17 protein-coding genes and 1 riboswitch are annotated in these 14,007 nt (G+C 38.5%); of the genes, 7 read left to right on the top strand and 10 right to left on the bottom strand.

The window, feature by feature from the left end; genetic code table 11:
- Window positions 1–1,893 carry an efflux RND transporter permease subunit gene (locus tag G8O30_RS00350; RefSeq protein WP_239673035.1) on the bottom strand — a complete coding sequence of 631 codons (1,893 nt, stop codon included), beginning with the start codon at window positions 1,891–1,893 and terminating at the stop codon, window positions 1–3.
- Between the two features lie 329 nt (window positions 1,894–2,222).
- Here G8O30_RS00350 and G8O30_RS00345 point away from each other — a divergent pair, with 329 nt between their 5' ends.
- A complete protein-coding gene (locus G8O30_RS00345; RefSeq protein ID WP_239673034.1) occupies window positions 2,223–2,789 on the top strand; it encodes a TetR/AcrR family transcriptional regulator in 567 nt (188 codons plus the stop codon).
- Between the two features lie 13 nt (window positions 2,790–2,802).
- Here G8O30_RS00345 and G8O30_RS00340 read toward each other — a convergent pair whose 3' ends face one another.
- The 5 genes from G8O30_RS00340 to G8O30_RS00320 form a co-directional block, all read right to left on the bottom strand.
- Complete coding sequence (locus tag G8O30_RS00340) at window positions 2,803–3,054, bottom strand: type II toxin-antitoxin system Phd/YefM family antitoxin (RefSeq protein ID WP_239673033.1); 252 nt, start codon at window positions 3,052–3,054, stop codon at window positions 2,803–2,805.
- Between the two features lie 64 nt (window positions 3,055–3,118).
- Complete coding sequence (locus G8O30_RS00335) at window positions 3,119–3,379, bottom strand: hypothetical protein (protein WP_239673032.1); 261 nt, start codon at window positions 3,377–3,379, stop codon at window positions 3,119–3,121.
- Between the two features lie 18 nt (window positions 3,380–3,397).
- Window positions 3,398–3,964 carry a histidine phosphatase family protein gene (locus tag G8O30_RS00330; protein ID WP_239673031.1) on the bottom strand — a complete coding sequence of 189 codons (567 nt, stop codon included), beginning with the start codon at window positions 3,962–3,964 and terminating at the stop codon, window positions 3,398–3,400.
- Window positions 3,965–4,502: 538 nt separating this feature from the next.
- The gene (locus G8O30_RS00325) at window positions 4,503–4,832 is read right to left on the bottom strand and encodes a hypothetical protein (RefSeq protein WP_239673030.1); all 330 of its coding nucleotides are present in this window, start codon (window positions 4,830–4,832) and stop codon (window positions 4,503–4,505) included.
- A gap of 403 nt (window positions 4,833–5,235) precedes the next feature.
- Window positions 5,236–5,469, bottom strand: a complete 234-nt coding sequence (locus G8O30_RS00320) for a hypothetical protein (RefSeq protein ID WP_239673029.1) — start codon at window positions 5,467–5,469, stop codon at window positions 5,236–5,238.
- A 147-nt stretch (window positions 5,470–5,616) separates the two neighbouring features.
- Between G8O30_RS00320 and G8O30_RS00315 the strand changes: the two genes are divergently transcribed.
- Entirely contained in the window at window positions 5,617–5,937 is a 321-nt protein-coding gene (locus G8O30_RS00315; RefSeq protein ID WP_239673028.1) for a PadR family transcriptional regulator, read from the top strand.
- The gene (locus tag G8O30_RS00310) at window positions 5,930–7,132 is read left to right on the top strand and encodes a DUF2812 domain-containing protein (RefSeq protein WP_239673027.1); all 1,203 of its coding nucleotides are present in this window, start codon (window positions 5,930–5,932) and stop codon (window positions 7,130–7,132) included. Before G8O30_RS00315 ends, G8O30_RS00310 begins: the two co-directional genes overlap by 8 nt.
- A 69-nt stretch (window positions 7,133–7,201) precedes the next feature.
- On the opposite strand, the gene G8O30_RS00305 is transcribed toward G8O30_RS00310, so the two are convergent.
- Together G8O30_RS00305 and G8O30_RS00300 are read right to left on the bottom strand one after the other, a co-directional pair.
- Window positions 7,202–7,384 carry a hypothetical protein gene (locus G8O30_RS00305; RefSeq protein WP_239673026.1) on the bottom strand — a complete coding sequence of 61 codons (183 nt, stop codon included), beginning with the start codon at window positions 7,382–7,384 and terminating at the stop codon, window positions 7,202–7,204.
- A 92-nt stretch (window positions 7,385–7,476) separates the two neighbouring features.
- The gene (locus tag G8O30_RS00300) at window positions 7,477–7,830 is read right to left on the bottom strand and encodes a DUF2200 domain-containing protein (RefSeq protein ID WP_239673025.1); all 354 of its coding nucleotides are present in this window, start codon (window positions 7,828–7,830) and stop codon (window positions 7,477–7,479) included.
- Between the two features lie 249 nt (window positions 7,831–8,079).
- A riboswitch (TPP riboswitch) is annotated at window positions 8,080–8,185 on the top strand.
- Between the two features lie 125 nt (window positions 8,186–8,310).
- Here G8O30_RS00300 and G8O30_RS00295 point away from each other — a divergent pair.
- The 4 genes from G8O30_RS00295 to G8O30_RS00280 are packed head-to-tail and all read left to right on the top strand — an operon-like array spanning window position 8,311 to window position 11,730.
- A complete protein-coding gene (locus tag G8O30_RS00295; RefSeq protein WP_239673024.1) occupies window positions 8,311–8,952 on the top strand; it encodes a Ykof family thiamine-binding protein in 642 nt (213 codons plus the stop codon).
- Window positions 8,942–9,535: an ECF transporter S component gene (locus G8O30_RS00290; RefSeq protein WP_239673023.1), complete on the top strand. Its 594-nt coding sequence runs from the start codon at window positions 8,942–8,944 to the stop codon at window positions 9,533–9,535. Before G8O30_RS00295 ends, G8O30_RS00290 begins: the two co-directional genes overlap by 11 nt.
- The gene (locus G8O30_RS00285; RefSeq protein ID WP_239673022.1) at window positions 9,525–11,009 is read left to right on the top strand and encodes an ABC transporter ATP-binding protein; all 1,485 of its coding nucleotides are present in this window, start codon (window positions 9,525–9,527) and stop codon (window positions 11,007–11,009) included. Before G8O30_RS00290 ends, G8O30_RS00285 begins: the two co-directional genes overlap by 11 nt.
- Entirely contained in the window at window positions 10,984–11,730 is a 747-nt protein-coding gene (locus G8O30_RS00280; RefSeq protein ID WP_239673021.1) for an energy-coupling factor transporter transmembrane component T family protein, read from the top strand. Before G8O30_RS00285 ends, G8O30_RS00280 begins: the two co-directional genes overlap by 26 nt.
- Window positions 11,731–11,810: 80 nt before the next feature.
- On the opposite strand, the gene G8O30_RS00275 is transcribed toward G8O30_RS00280, so the two are convergent.
- Complete coding sequence (locus G8O30_RS00275; RefSeq protein ID WP_239673020.1) at window positions 11,811–13,148, bottom strand: glycoside hydrolase family 30 protein; 1,338 nt, start codon at window positions 13,146–13,148, stop codon at window positions 11,811–11,813.
- 121 nt (window positions 13,149–13,269) lie between these two features.
- Window positions 13,270–13,998 (bottom strand): DUF421 domain-containing protein, encoded by a 729-nt coding sequence (locus tag G8O30_RS00270; protein WP_239673019.1) that lies wholly within the window; start codon window positions 13,996–13,998, stop codon window positions 13,270–13,272.
- Window positions 13,999–14,007: the final 9 nt, after the last annotated feature.

Raw genomic sequence — 14,007 nt, 5'->3', positions numbered from 1 at the left:
TCACTTCTCCTCGTAATAGTTTGCTTGATACGTTGTTTTCTTCATAAATTTATCTAACACGACTAATAATGCTGGCAGGAAGACTACAACCATAATGAATGCTAGTAATGCTCCTCGCCCAAGTAGTAAGCCGATGGATTGCACGATTGGATTGGACGACGTAATCCAAAGAATAAATCCCACGCTGGAGAGAATTGCAGCCGAAATAGATATCGAGAATGTCTTTTCATCAAGCGTTTTACGGATTGCTTTCCCCGCTGGCATTTCCTTGCGGTTATGGGTGTATGCTTCTGTTAATAAAATGGCGTAATCTACGGTTGCTGCAAGCTGAACGGTACTGATAATAAGGTAGCCAACAAACACCAACGATGCGTTCGCAAAATAAGGAATTGATAAGTTGATCCACACCGCTGATTGAATTGTAATGAGTAACACAATCGGGATGGATATCGATCGAAAACTTATCAATAAAACAAGTGCAATGGTAACGATGGTTAATGCATTCACAACAACATTATCTTTCGTCACCGTGTTTTTAATATCGTAAAGCGTAACACTTTCCCCTAGACTAAGTGCTTCGTCCCCGTAGTAATCCGTAGCAATCTTCTCTACATTTTCCACTATCGTGAACGGAACGTCCCCTTCTGTCGTCTGGTTGGTATTAATGACAATTCGAGCGTAATTTTCAGAGTAAAACTCGTTTCGAACTGATTCTTCCAAATACTCTGGTGGGATAGCTGTTCCTACGCTGTTGGCATACGCAATAACGCCAGTTACATAATCTAATTGCTCTAAGTCTTCCACCATTTCTTCTTCTTTTGCCACATCGCCTCTAGGCACTAACACGACAATTGGCGTCATATCACCGAACGCTTCTTGGACTTTGATTAAATCACTGCCGTTTCGAGTCGTTTCCGGCTGCTCTCCTAATCCGTAGATGAAGGACGTGTTACTTTGTGCTAAAAATGCTGGTACGATAATGATTCCGATAATGACAAGACTTGGAATCTTAAACTTTAAAAATTTATTACCAATCCCTTGGAAACTTGGAACAAAGTTTTTATGTTGTGTTTTGTCCATCCATTTATAGAAGTAAAGCGTTAATGCTGGCAAGAACACCATGACACTGATGAAGCTTAGCACGATTCCTTTTACCAGGTTTAATCCTAAGTCCGATCCAATCTCAAAGTTCATGAACATCAGTGCGATAAAGCCAAAAAACGTCGTTGCAGCACTTGCCGTTATCGCTGGGAACGCCTTTTTCATGGCAAGTTTCATCGCTACAGCAGGGTCTTCTTCTGTTTTACGATAATCAGAAAAGCTATGTAGCAAGAACACGGCGTAATCGAGTGAGACTGCAAGCTGTAAAATAGGAGCAACAGACTGTGTGACGAATGATACTTCACCTATAAATACATTGGTTCCGAGGTTGATTAAAACCGAAACTCCAATAGCTGTTAGGAAGAAAACAGGTTCAATCCAAGAGGTTGTGGAGATGACTAAGATGAAGATAATGATTGGTACCAAAAGTAGTGCAGCATACATAGATTCCGATCCGGCCATTTTTTGTGAGCTTGCGGTATTACTAGCTTCTCCCGCGATAGCTCCCTCTTCTCCAATTAGTTCATATATATCATCTGTTGCCGCTACTTCTTCCCCATTTTTGACACCGATAGAAAATAAGGCATTCTGTTCTTTATAATAGGTTTCTACTAATTCTTTATCTGCGAGTTCGAGCGGTGTTTTGACATCCATGACATCATCTAGCCAAAGGACGTCGGTCACTCCCTCTACCGCAGCTAGCTTTTCTTTATATTCCAGTGCTTCTGGGACTGTTATATCCGGAATCATCACTCGGGTGTTTGGAACTGCCCCAGTGAATTCTTCTTCCATAATCTCAATTCCTTTAACGGACTGCGCTTCTTCTGGTAAATAGTCGACCATATTATAGTTGACGGAAACAAAAGACGACGCGACAGCCGATAGTACCGTTAAAATCAGAAATACAAGTAAGACAGCTTTTTTATGTTTAATAATGCTCGATGCAATAGATATCGTTATTCATCCTCTCTTGTTTCTTCTTACTAATCCCTTTATCATTATAGTAAACACAGTGTTGGATATACAACAAACAGTTGTGTAGAGAATGTTGCGTTCCCAACACTTTTCCGCTTCGTGTTGAGGATGTAGCATATTGGACAAGTAGACAGGAGTTTTTATAAATGGATCGTCGAAAAAAGTACACACAAATGGTGCTAAAGAAAAGCTTATTAGCATTAATCAAAACCAAACAAATTGCGAATATAACGGTGAAAGAACTATGTGAGCTGGCCGATATTAATCGTTCTACTTACTATGCCCACTATGCAAACCCATATGATTTGCTTTATGCGATTGAAGAAGAGTTTATGGAGGAGTTAGTGGCTACGTTAAACCAATATAATTTTTCAAAAGAAGACGAAGCGATGGAGATGACGATTAAACTTTTTGAGTTTCTTGCGGAAAAGAGTGACATTTGCCAGGTGCTTCTAAGCGAAAATAGCGATATGCAATTTCAGAAAAAAGGGATGCGGATAACGCAAGAGTATATTTTTCATCATTGGATCACGGATAAAAAGCTGGATCCCGAAACATATGAGTATATCAATTTGTTCTTGGTTAGTGGTTGTATTTATGTTATTAAAAACTGGCTGGAATCTGGTCAAAATAAGACACCTAGAGAGATGGCGGAGTTTTTGTATGGGTTTGTGAATAAGGGGTTGAGTGGGGTTTGTGGGGGAGAGAACTAAGTTAGTTGGTTTTTTACCCTTTTAAGCTAAAGTAGTCATCCACTTCATCGGCTGAGATCCACTTCTTATCTCTAGCCGATTGTTCCCCCTTTTCAATTTCGGAAAGTAACGTTATTGTGGATTGCAATTTTTCTAAATCTTCCACCTTCACAATTGCATACTCACTCTTTCCTTCTCTAGTTAGATAAACTGGGGCATTATCTTTTACTTGCTCTAGAATCTCTTTATAGTTCCTCAATTCGGTTATTGGTTTGAAATTTTTCAATTTATTATACTCCTCTTTTATAGTGATATATGTTACTTATAGATTTCGCTATTATATTATTACCTTAAATAATGTCTACTAAAACGTATAGACACATAATAGAAAACACTGTAAGAAGTGTACCCCATAACCCTATCTGCCATTTTTTCTTTTCGCGGATTGCCTTAGTTAATTCTAAAGTGGAGCTGATGATCCAAAATCCTATTAAAATAAACAGTGGAAATGTGTCATTAGAGTCATTTCCATCAAAAAATGAGTACATAACATAAATCATTAAGCATATTACAAGAACTCTCCATACTATCTCTATAATTTTACTTTTCATTATTTTTCCTCCTAATCTCTACTTCCAAAGACGCTCCATATCCACCAGCTCAAATTCCGGTGACACTTCCACTCGATAAATATCTGGATTAGTAGTAGACAAGAAGAAGTCAAAGCCATAGGAAGAATCTATGTGGTTCATCATCGCCATTAAAATATATCCGTGAGTCCCGATGGCAATCTTTTCACCTTGGTGCTTTGCAACGATCTCTTTTAACGCTTCTACTCCACGAGCTTGAATCGAACGGCGCGACTCTCCGCCATCGTATGTAAAATCCGGGTTTTCCATCGCAAATTTTAAGGAAGCGTTGGCGTTTTCAAAATGAAAGTCTGCATGCGATAACATACCTTCCCTAAGGCGCTCATCTACTTCTACAACTTGATTAAGTGATTTCGCATACTCCTCCACAGTTTGAACGGCTCTCGTATATGTACTAGAGTATATTCTATTAACTTGTTCTTTCGTCAAAATATCCGTCACTGCGCTGACGTCGTTCCACCCTTTTTCAGATAATTCTCTTAATCTTTCATTTTTAAGGTCGAAATGAGAATGTGCGTGCCGGACGAAGTAGATGGTTGTGTTCATTGTGAGTCTCCTATTTATATATTTGTATATAGTAAGACGAAAATAGTCTGGAAGGAGTTTCATTTTTTCTTAATGTATGGTCTGAAGTTATTTTCTGCTGTCTAGAGCGCAGGTTTTTTCATTATCGTGTGCTCTAGAGTGCTTTTTCACTCGCTTGAACGCACGTTATTCCTTTATCGTGTGCTCTAGAGCGCTTTTCCACTCGCTTGAGCGCACGTTATTCCTTTATCGTGTGCTCTAGAGCGCTTTTCCACTCGCTTGAACGCACGTTATTCCTTTATCGTGTGCTCTAGAGCGCTTTTCCACTCGCTTGAACGCACGTTATTCCTTTATCGTGTGCTCTAGAGCGCTTTTCCACTCGCTTGAACGCACGTTATTCCTTTATCGTGTGCTCTAGAGCGCTTTTCCACTCGCTTGAGCGCACGTTATTCCATGATCGTGTATTCTAACTTCCTTATTTCTCGGCTAGGCACCCATAGAAAAAGTGAATCTGCTTTTAAACAAATTCACTTCCCTATTAACACTTATTGAAAATTAATCACCCAAAATAAACCTGCACTTTCCCTTCTCGATGTGCGGTTTCTTTACAGTTAGTTAAAAAGGTTGAAATTTGTTGGATATCATGGTGGGCGAGACTGCCCGGAGGAATGTTACGAAGATCTTTTGTATGTCCTAAGAATGTTTTACGTGCGGATTCCATTTGATGAAAGTCAAAGTCTGCTACTGCACCAATGCCACTTACTCCGCCATCTTTGTCTTGAGCGTTAAGTACTCGATACAAAATTCTAGCATTACTGTTACTCATACTAAATCTAGCATAAGCGATTTCTTTTCCTTTTTTGTTTAGTCCATAAATATCATGACCCATTACTATCCCTCCTGATTTGTTGTAATTGAATGGTAAGACTTACGTTTCATCCATTACATACCTATCACCTCCTATAAAGAGGACTAGCAACAATGGTAATCAATGTTTTATTAGTTTTAGGGATAAAAATATAGCAGAAGGTTTTAGGGATTTCGAGGTTTGTGCGAAGCTTTCGAGGCTTATAACTTTATTTTTCCATCATAGATATAATATGTCAAATTTTAAACAACCTATCATATAGAATTACATAAACGTTACCACTTGATAACACCGATGGAAAAGAATCTTATAGTAGTTCCCTTTCCATCGATATTGTTTCTATAAATCTAAAAAACAATCACCCACATTTCCACGATGGGAGATAGATAATTTCTTTCAACTCACTGTCTATTAGGTCATAGAGCTAATCACTAGAAACTAATTTCTGATCAATAAAAATACGACAATGGATTTTAAAAATACCACCAAGCGTTACCTTAATTTCTTCTCCCGTACTTAACTTCCCCCATAGTCTAGCTCTAGATGCTACACCAATAAGTTCATCTTGCAGTTCTCCGTTTACGTATAATCTCTCACCAAACCATCTATTTTCTACAGTGACTTTATTATTATTATAATTAATCTCCCAACCTTTCATCTTTTCTCTCCTATACTTTCTATTTTTCCCATTGTAACATCACTTTTTTACCAATCCAACCCAATTTATCTTTACATTCAATCATCAAACCCTTACTGTTATGTCATACGATATATCGCGTAACATAATAATAAATGAGGTGACAATATGGCATACACCGGCGGCCCAATGACCGAAGCTATGTACTATGTACTACTAGCACTCATGCGACCAAACCATGGGTATCAGTTAATGCAGTCTATTTCGGAAGTATCGAGAGGCAGAATTAGCATGGGGCCTGGAACCCTTTATGGCGTTCTCTCTCGCATGGAAAAAGATAGACTGATTTCACTCGCTGAAAATGATGGACGACGAAAAATTTATCAGATTACACCTGTCGGAGAAAAGGCATTACGTCAAGAGTATGTGAGATTACAAGCGCTGATTGAGGATAGTCACATTTTAGAGGAGGGGAACAATCATGGATAAGCATGTCTATAAGTTACGGCCAAGTGACTACTGGAAGATTGGGGAGCATGAGAGTTGGTTTTCCGATATGGCTGCGGAAGGGTTACATTTAAAGAAAATCGGGGTCTTGTTTGCAAAATTTGCTAAAGGCGAACCGAAAGACATGAATTATAGAATAGAGCTCACATCAAAAAGATATATATCTTCAGAACAGAAACAATTCTATCAAGAAAATGGTTGGGATTACGTTGCGAAGTATGGAATGTATCATATATTTGCCTCTCCTGTTAAAGTAAACGCTCCAGAGTTACATACAGATCCTGCAGAGCAAGCCTACACTTTAACGGAGTTAGACAAAAAATTAAAATCTAATGCTATCACTTCAGTTGTAGCTGCCATTTTCTTAACAGGAATGTTAGGAGCAAATCTCTTTCTAGACGGCACACCTTTCCTACAATTGATAGATGGTGGATTACTTCATTTGAACTTAATTTCCTTATTTTTAATCTTTGCAACTTACCAAACCATCATAGGTGCTAAATCTATCCATACATTGAAAAAAGACTTGGCTGCAGGGAAATCCATAGATCATAGAGCAAAATGGAGTAAAAATAGTAAAAGACGAACCATTATCTCTCTCCTATTTACTATTCTCTTACTTTTCAGTTCCATAGTTCCTTTTTATAAATTAGTTCAAGATACTACGGAGACTTTACCAGAATCCACCCCATCTCTACCAATTGTACGACTTGCTGAAATTGAAAATAATCCAAATCTTCTTAGACAAGAACCTGAGTATTTTGGTGGCGATGATGTAGACTGGGCTAACCGCTTATCCATCAGTTGGGATCCATTAGCACCAGTACAATATGAAACAGATGAAAATGGATATGTGCCAGGAGAACAATGGGCTGATCAAAGTGGTGAATACTCTCCTTCGTTATCAACTGAATACTATCAATTACAATTCTCTTTTTTAGCAGAACCGTTACTGAATGACTTGAGAAAGAGAAATCACTACCCAGGAAGAGGCATAAAATTAGTCCATTCAGAAAATAAATCTTTTGATACCTTCTATGCTTATGAAGAACAAGAATCCAAGGAAGTATACGCATCTATAGGAAATGTTGTGGTTTACGTTCGCTATCATGGATTCGCAAAAATAGAAGATATTATTATTAAAATGGAAGAAAAAGTTACCCTTATGGAACTTTAAATTTACTCTTTTCATCACATACAACAGCTAACAAAGGTCTAACCCACGTCGGATTAGACCTTTTCTGAATTATTGCATCCCATTCCATTCCCCTTGGTTTTTGGATGCTTTTTCTTTCTTAGCTTTCTCTTTATGTGCTGCATTAGCTGCTGCACTACCGAATTCTTTTGAGAACTCCGAATCTGTTTGACTAGAGTCAAAGCCTTTTTTATTCTTTTGTTGTGCATCAGTTTGACCGTTACGTTTTGCCATATCTCTCACCTCTTTTCACTATTATTATGAGAATTTTGATGAGATTTATTCGGCAAGAACTGTAGGCTTTAATAACTCCATACTAAATTTCTTTACACACTCCTAAGTATCTTCTCCATCTTCTTTCCTTTTGCCAATTCATCAATTAACTTGTCCAGATAACGAATTTCTCGCATTATTGGCTCTTCAATATCTTCTACTCGAACTCCACAAACCACACCTTTTACTAATGCTCTTGCAGGATTCATATTTGGCGCTGTCTCAAAGAACGTCTCAAAGTCTTTCTTCTCTGCCAACACTTCTGCCAACTGCTCTTCCGTGTAACCTGTTAACCAGTAGATAATTTCATCGACTTCTTCTTTTGTTCGTCCTTTTCTTTCTGCTTTGGAAATGTAATGAGGATAGACACTTGCAAAACTCATGGTGTAAATTTTATGTTTCGTCATGAAATTTTTCTCCCTCTCTAATTATCAAAATTGGTATAACCATTCTTAAGGCCATTACCTCTACAAACTCACATAACAATCATTTAACTTTTATCATTCTCAGAAAAATTTCAAAGATCTAACCAGCGTCATACTTACTCTCATCTTACAAAAAACAACCTCATTAAATCAATTCGTGATTAGTACACCCCTTTACAAACTACTTGTACCAAATGTACAATGACTTAGAAAACGATTAACAACTGCATACTTGTGCACTAGGGGAGCTCCATTACGGGGCTGAGATAGGTTCGTGCCTAGACCCTTAAGACCCGATCTAGATAATACTAGCGTGGGGAAGTGCAGCGACGACACGAATCGCTTTTACTAGTTTACTAGGCTATTGTCTAGTAGGTTATCTACATATCGTGCTCCGACACTGCATCTTTCTAACAAGGTGCAGTGTTTTTTCGTTTATCTCGAAAGTAGGAGCTGATAGTGATGACAAATCAACCAGTAGTTTGCGGTACTAGCCGTATTGTAGGATGTAATATCTCCCTACATCCAATGACAGACAATTTTTTAAACATTATTTTAGGTACTTTAGAAAAGGTGGATACATCACGAGTATGGATGAAAACAGATGATGTCAGTACATGTATCCGTGGTAAAGCTCATCATGTGTTTGCAACAGCAAAAGCAATCTTGGCTTACGCTTCCACTCATGAAGTACATGTAGCATTCCACGCAACATTTTCCATTGGTTGCCCTGGAGATACAGCAGGTGATGCTTACATGGAGGCAGATGACTCTGTTCCTAATAAGGAGCAAGTGCGTGAAGTAGCTGACTCTATTTATGTAGGAAGCCAGTTTGCTCTTTATCCAATGAATGAACCAAACTATATGGGGCTTATATACGACGCGATCGGTACCGCTACCAAGCATGGAACGTATTCTCAAAGTAAGCATTACGCTTCTCGACTAGATGGGTCTATTGAGGAAGTTTTCCATTCCTTAGAACAAACATTTACAGAAACAAGTGAGAAAACTAGTCATGTTGTGATGACGTTTCATGCCTCTGTCCATAGTCCATCACACAGTGGCAATGAGCTAGAAATACGAGGTAGCGCACATGTTAAGTAAATGGTCTCTTCGTGAAGTAATGGTGATGTCTGCTTTGGCAGTTGTCTTTGCTGTCGTCTATTTATTATTTTTACAAGTTGGAAATGTATTGTTCGGCGTCATGGGACCGATGGGATACGAAGTGATTTTTGGGATTTGGTTTATCGTTTCCATCATTGCCATGTACATTATTCGCAAACCTGGAGCTGCTGTGATTTCGGAGACAATGGCAGCCACAATTGAAGTGCTAATTGGTAATGCCATAGGACCGTCCTTAATTTTATCTGGTTTGATTCAAGGGCTCGGGGCAGAAGCTGCTTTTGCGCTAACACGATATCGTAGTTTCTCCACACTTACCCTTATCATGTCTGGTGTAGGTGCAGCTGTATTCAGTTTTGCATGGGGATTTTATGTATCAGGTTTCGCTCAATTAAATCCTTGGCTTCTAGGTAGTATGTTTGCGGTACGCTGCCTATCTGGTGCCCTTCTTGCTGGTTTACTTGGAAAATGGTTAACGGAGAAACTTGCTGATACTGGAGCATTAAATAGCTTCCCAATCGCCAAAGAGAGAAAAAATCGAGGAGGCGGTTCGCATGCCGCATAACGAAATCATAAAGGTTGACAATTTATGTTTCTCCTACGAGGAAGAGAGCCCACCTCTCTTTCCTCCTCTTTCTTTTTCTTTACAAAAAGGTACGATAACACTCTTAAAAGGTCCAAGTGGAAGTGGTAAAAGTACCATTCTACGATGTATAAATGGGCTTTATCCTCGTGGTCATGTAGAAAGTAAACTTGACGGAGAGATAACTGTTTTTGGAAAAAAGGTAGAAGACTATCCTCCAGGTGAACTGGCAAAGCATGTTGGCATGGTTTTTCAAAACCCTCGTCATCAGTGGTGTATGCGAACGATCCGAGAAGAAGTGGCCTTTGGACTAGAGAATATCGGAATACCAAGAGAAGAGATGGATCTTAAAATCGATGAAGTCCTTCGTTTAGTTGGTTTGACACCTTTCGGAAACACTCTGATTGATCAATTATCAGGGGGCTATCAACAACGATTGGCATTAGCTTGTGTTCTTGTTATGGAGCCTAGTATATTACTACTTGATGAACCGACGTCTCAACTTGATCCGTATACACGCAAGAAGTGGATAGATCTGCTGTTACACCTGAAGAACACTCTTGACCTTACTATATTGGTAGTAGAACACAATACACGTGATTGGTTACCGATAAGTGACCAGGTAATTTCTATAGGTCAGCAGTCACCTGATTCCCAAGTTACCTTTTCCCCTTCCTTGAGAAAAAGAAGCATAGGAGACGAGATCATACGGTTGGAAAGAGTAGACTTTCGTTATCATAAAAAAGCTCCGTTACGTATCAAAGATATCAGTGCCTCCGCCAAAAAAGGAGAACGTATTGCAATAATCGGGGCAAACGGTTCTGGAAAGAGTACTGTATTGTCCCTTCTCGCAGGTTTGAGGAGACCAACAAAAGGAGATTGCTACTTAGAATTAAAAGGTTATCAAAAGTGGAAAGAAACAATACTTCATGAGCGGTTAGGATTTGTTTTTCAAAATCCTGATTGGCAATTTGTTGAGGACACTGTTTTAGAAGATGCACTTGTATCTGTTGCTACTAACCCAACATTAGTAGAAAAAGGAAAAGAGTATTTGAAAAACTTTGGGCTTGGTGAAATGTTTTACCACCACCCTTTGTCTTTAAGCGAAGGTCAGAAAAAAAGATTAAGCGTTTTAACAGCAATTCTTCCTAATCCCACAGTACTTCTACTGGATGAACCGACGTTTGGTCAAGATGCCAACACAACAGCAATACTCTGGAAAACATTAGAAGAGTATACGGAGGCAGGTGGTACGCTAATTTGTGTCACACATGACATGGAGTGGGTAGATGCATTTTTCGATCGGGTATGGTTAATAGATCAAGGGTCCGTGATTTTTAACGGGGCGCCAAGACAGTTATGGAAGCATAAAGACTTGGTAGAAAAGTGTCACTTACTCCCGCCAAAGGAAAAAAAGGACGGTGATTACCATGCAGAATTATTTGTACCATGTTAACCCTTTGGTGAAAATGGGGATGATAGTTGTTCTTATTTTTTGGCTCACTACTAAATTTTCCATCTATGAACCTCTCATTGTATGCATCTTCGCAATTGGGTTAACTTGGATTTTGGGTAAGATAGATGGAAAACGTTGGTTGTTATCCTTCCTACCCTTCTTGTTCGTTTGTGTAATTTACATATGGAATGCGCTGTTGTTCCCCTCTCAACAATTAAAAACTAGTGGAGAAGTACTGATGGAGTGGGGCTTTGTTATTGTTACGACAAAATCATTAACTTATGCTCTCTCTCTTGGCTTACGGGTGCTAGCGTTTACTAGCTTATCTTTACTTTTTATTCACACCACAAAGCCTGAAAATCTAATTTTGAGTATGGTACAGCACGGGAAATTATCTCCCAAAATAGCTTATAGCATTCTTGCAGGCTATCAGTTTCTCCCTTCCATGAAAGAGGAATTCTTTTTGATTCAACAAGCAAATATGGTAAGAGGTGTTCCTAAAGCGCGCTCTATACGAGGTAAAATCTTAGAGATGAAGAGATACGCCATTCCAATGATGGCAAATGCCATAAGAAAAGCAGAACAGACTGCTTTTGCTATGGAAGCACGTGGATTTACTGGAAATCGAGAAGGACGAACGTATTACCATTGGGTACCTTTTAGCTGGAGAGATCCGTTGTTTGTAGCACTACTCACTATTCCGATTGTAGTTAGTTTGTAAATGGTGAAATTAGTATGTATTTCTAGAAATTAAAAAGAACAAACTCCCCTGAGTTTGTTCTTTTTTACTCTCTTGAACTCTTATTCTATAATACCTGTCAAAATTGTATTCGCAGCAATAGTAAACTCTGCAACCTGTCCTTTCCATCTTAGAGCAACAGGCATATCTTCCTTAGTGCGATTGAGTGCAACAAGTACTATCTCCCCTGTGGGATTCTTCATGGCTACTAGTTCCACCTTGTCTGAATACCTGGTAAAAGCAATTCTCTTCGCACCAGGAGCAATATAACGACTAAAATGTCCAATGTAGGAGAATGAAAGGTTTTCTAGTATCGCATCATTCTCCGTATCACACATAATCGGCGCATTACAATAATTCCCCACATGGTTTGGACCACCTTGTTGATCCAAGATAATATTCCAATCAATGAAAGAATTCATTCCCGCATTGATATTCCCAATAATGTCGTGCGCGTACATTTGAGCATATTGCAATTGGCTTGCATCTGCAAATCTACTATATTCCACACAACCTTCTGTGAAATAAAGCTTCTTATTCGGGAATCGTTCTCTCACTAATTGGATTGCCTCAAAGTGATCGCCAGAATACCAGTGAAAGGCTACTCCATCTACCATTTTATCCGTCTCTTCATCTATAATAGCAGCCGCTCTTTCATACATTCTTTCTTTATTATGATCCCAAATAAACACTTGAATATCTTGCATTCCATTCTTTTGAAACGCAGGGTAAAGATAGTCTCGTAAAAATACTTTCTCTTCTTCTGCAGTATAAAGACAAGAATCCCACGTTTGCCTTGCATTTGGTTCGTTTTGAATCGTCATCATCTTAATAGGGAACCCACGTTTTTGATACTCTTTAATATAATGAGCAATATACTCCGCCCAAAATGCTCGGTATTCTGGCTTCAGAGAACCTCCATCAACACGTTGTCCATTTGTTTTCATGAATGCTGGAGGTGACCATGGTGATAGCATCATCTCTAAATTTTGCGTAGAAGTTTCTTTTACTTTTTCTAGCAAAGGAATAATATATTCTTCATCACGCTTTAATGAAAAGGATGTAAATGCTCGATCTGTAGGATCACTCATCGCTTCATATTGCCCTAGAGAAAAGTCACAGCTATCGATATGCGTGCGAATCATATTATAGTTATTACCACTCTCACTAAAATACGCATCTACTAACTTTTTCTGTGATGCTTCACTCATCTTGGAAAACGTATAGGCAGATGCTTCTGTAATCGCTCCACCAAATCCATCAAATGTTTGATATTCTATCTCTGGATAAATGTTAATGACGTTCATTTCTACGTTGTTGTCCGTTACAAATCTAACTGCGGCTTCGTTTGTTTCTTTTTGGTTATCTTCATATGTTGTGCTAATAAGTTTTAGTTCCATCACATAAATCTCCTAACATACTAATTTATGAAAACGTTTTATTTACAATAACATTCACCGCGAAGGAACACAAACGGTATATAGAAACCTAAAAAAAAGAACAAACTGCATCAGTCTGTTCTTAATGGTATATCGGGGCAAGTCCTTCCCCATTTTCCTTATAACCTTTTAAAGATACGTGTAACTCCTGTTTATCATTAACAGATGCAAAGAAGATCTCTTCTTTCGTGGTAAAACCAAGATTCACTAGCTGATCTTGCAGCCATTTTTCACTCAATTGTAATTTCTCTAATACATCCACATATATCTTCCCGTCTACAATGACTGGATAAGATATGGTCGCGGATTTTTTCTCTAAATTCATATCCTCTAGAGTAACAGTAGCCTTTGTTTCCTTTTTCAAGATAGAAATTCTACCATTCGCCTCAATGATACCTAAATGTACATCGCTAATATCAAAGACATCTTTTTCCCTTAGCATTTGCAACACATTATCGACAGAGTATCGAAGTCTTTTTAAATTTTTAATGACTAACTGTCCATCTTGAATAACAATGGTAGGCTCAAAAGTAATTAAGTGCCCTAGTTTTCTAAATTTGATAATGGATTTAGAAACTATTATTTGAAAAATACCTATAAAAACAATAGCTACTCCTGTATGGATATGTGGTATATCTGGGTCAGCGATATCTGCTCCAACCACCGCTCCAAGAATAATGATGACTAGAAAATCAAAGACTGGTAGCTCACCAATAGACCGCTTCCCCATCAATAAAGCTACGATGAGCATCAGAGGAATAATGGTCACTATTCTTCCTATTACCATGACCAATTCTTTCATTAATTCCATTTCATATCA

Source organism: Mangrovibacillus cuniculi (genome assembly GCF_015482585.1).
Classification (GTDB): Bacteria; Bacillota; Bacilli; order Bacillales; family R1DC41; genus Mangrovibacillus; species Mangrovibacillus cuniculi.
This window is presented reverse-complemented; position numbering and strand designations above follow the sequence as displayed.

Coding starts and splice junctions, on each gene's coding strand:
- G8O30_RS00350 (WP_239673035.1), bottom strand. CDS start 1,893: ATGGAAGAAGAATTCACTGGGGCAGTTCCAAACACCCGAGTGATGATT.
- G8O30_RS00345 (WP_239673034.1), top strand. CDS start 2,223: ATGGATCGTCGAAAAAAGTACACACAAATGGTGCTAAAGAAAAGCTTA.
- G8O30_RS00335 (WP_239673032.1), bottom strand. CDS start 3,379: ATGAAAAGTAAAATTATAGAGATAGTATGGAGAGTTCTTGTAATATGC.
- G8O30_RS00330 (WP_239673031.1), bottom strand. CDS start 3,964: ATGAACACAACCATCTACTTCGTCCGGCACGCACATTCTCATTTCGAC.
- G8O30_RS00325 (WP_239673030.1), bottom strand. CDS start 4,832: ATGGGTCATGATATTTATGGACTAAACAAAAAAGGAAAAGAAATCGCT.
- G8O30_RS00320 (WP_239673029.1), bottom strand. CDS start 5,469: ATGAAAGGTTGGGAGATTAATTATAATAATAATAAAGTCACTGTAGAA.
- G8O30_RS00315 (WP_239673028.1), top strand. CDS start 5,617: ATGGCATACACCGGCGGCCCAATGACCGAAGCTATGTACTATGTACTA.
- G8O30_RS00310 (WP_239673027.1), top strand. CDS start 5,930: ATGGATAAGCATGTCTATAAGTTACGGCCAAGTGACTACTGGAAGATT.
- G8O30_RS00305 (WP_239673026.1), bottom strand. CDS start 7,384: ATGGCAAAACGTAACGGTCAAACTGATGCACAACAAAAGAATAAAAAA.
- G8O30_RS00300 (WP_239673025.1), bottom strand. CDS start 7,830: ATGACGAAACATAAAATTTACACCATGAGTTTTGCAAGTGTCTATCCT.
- G8O30_RS00295 (WP_239673024.1), top strand. CDS start 8,311: ATGACAAATCAACCAGTAGTTTGCGGTACTAGCCGTATTGTAGGATGT.
- G8O30_RS00290 (WP_239673023.1), top strand. CDS start 8,942: ATGTTAAGTAAATGGTCTCTTCGTGAAGTAATGGTGATGTCTGCTTTG.
- G8O30_RS00285 (WP_239673022.1), top strand. CDS start 9,525: ATGCCGCATAACGAAATCATAAAGGTTGACAATTTATGTTTCTCCTAC.
- G8O30_RS00280 (WP_239673021.1), top strand. CDS start 10,984: ATGCAGAATTATTTGTACCATGTTAACCCTTTGGTGAAAATGGGGATG.
- G8O30_RS00275 (WP_239673020.1), bottom strand. CDS start 13,148: ATGGAACTAAAACTTATTAGCACAACATATGAAGATAACCAAAAAGAA.
- G8O30_RS00270 (WP_239673019.1), bottom strand. CDS start 13,998: ATGGAATTAATGAAAGAATTGGTCATGGTAATAGGAAGAATAGTGACC.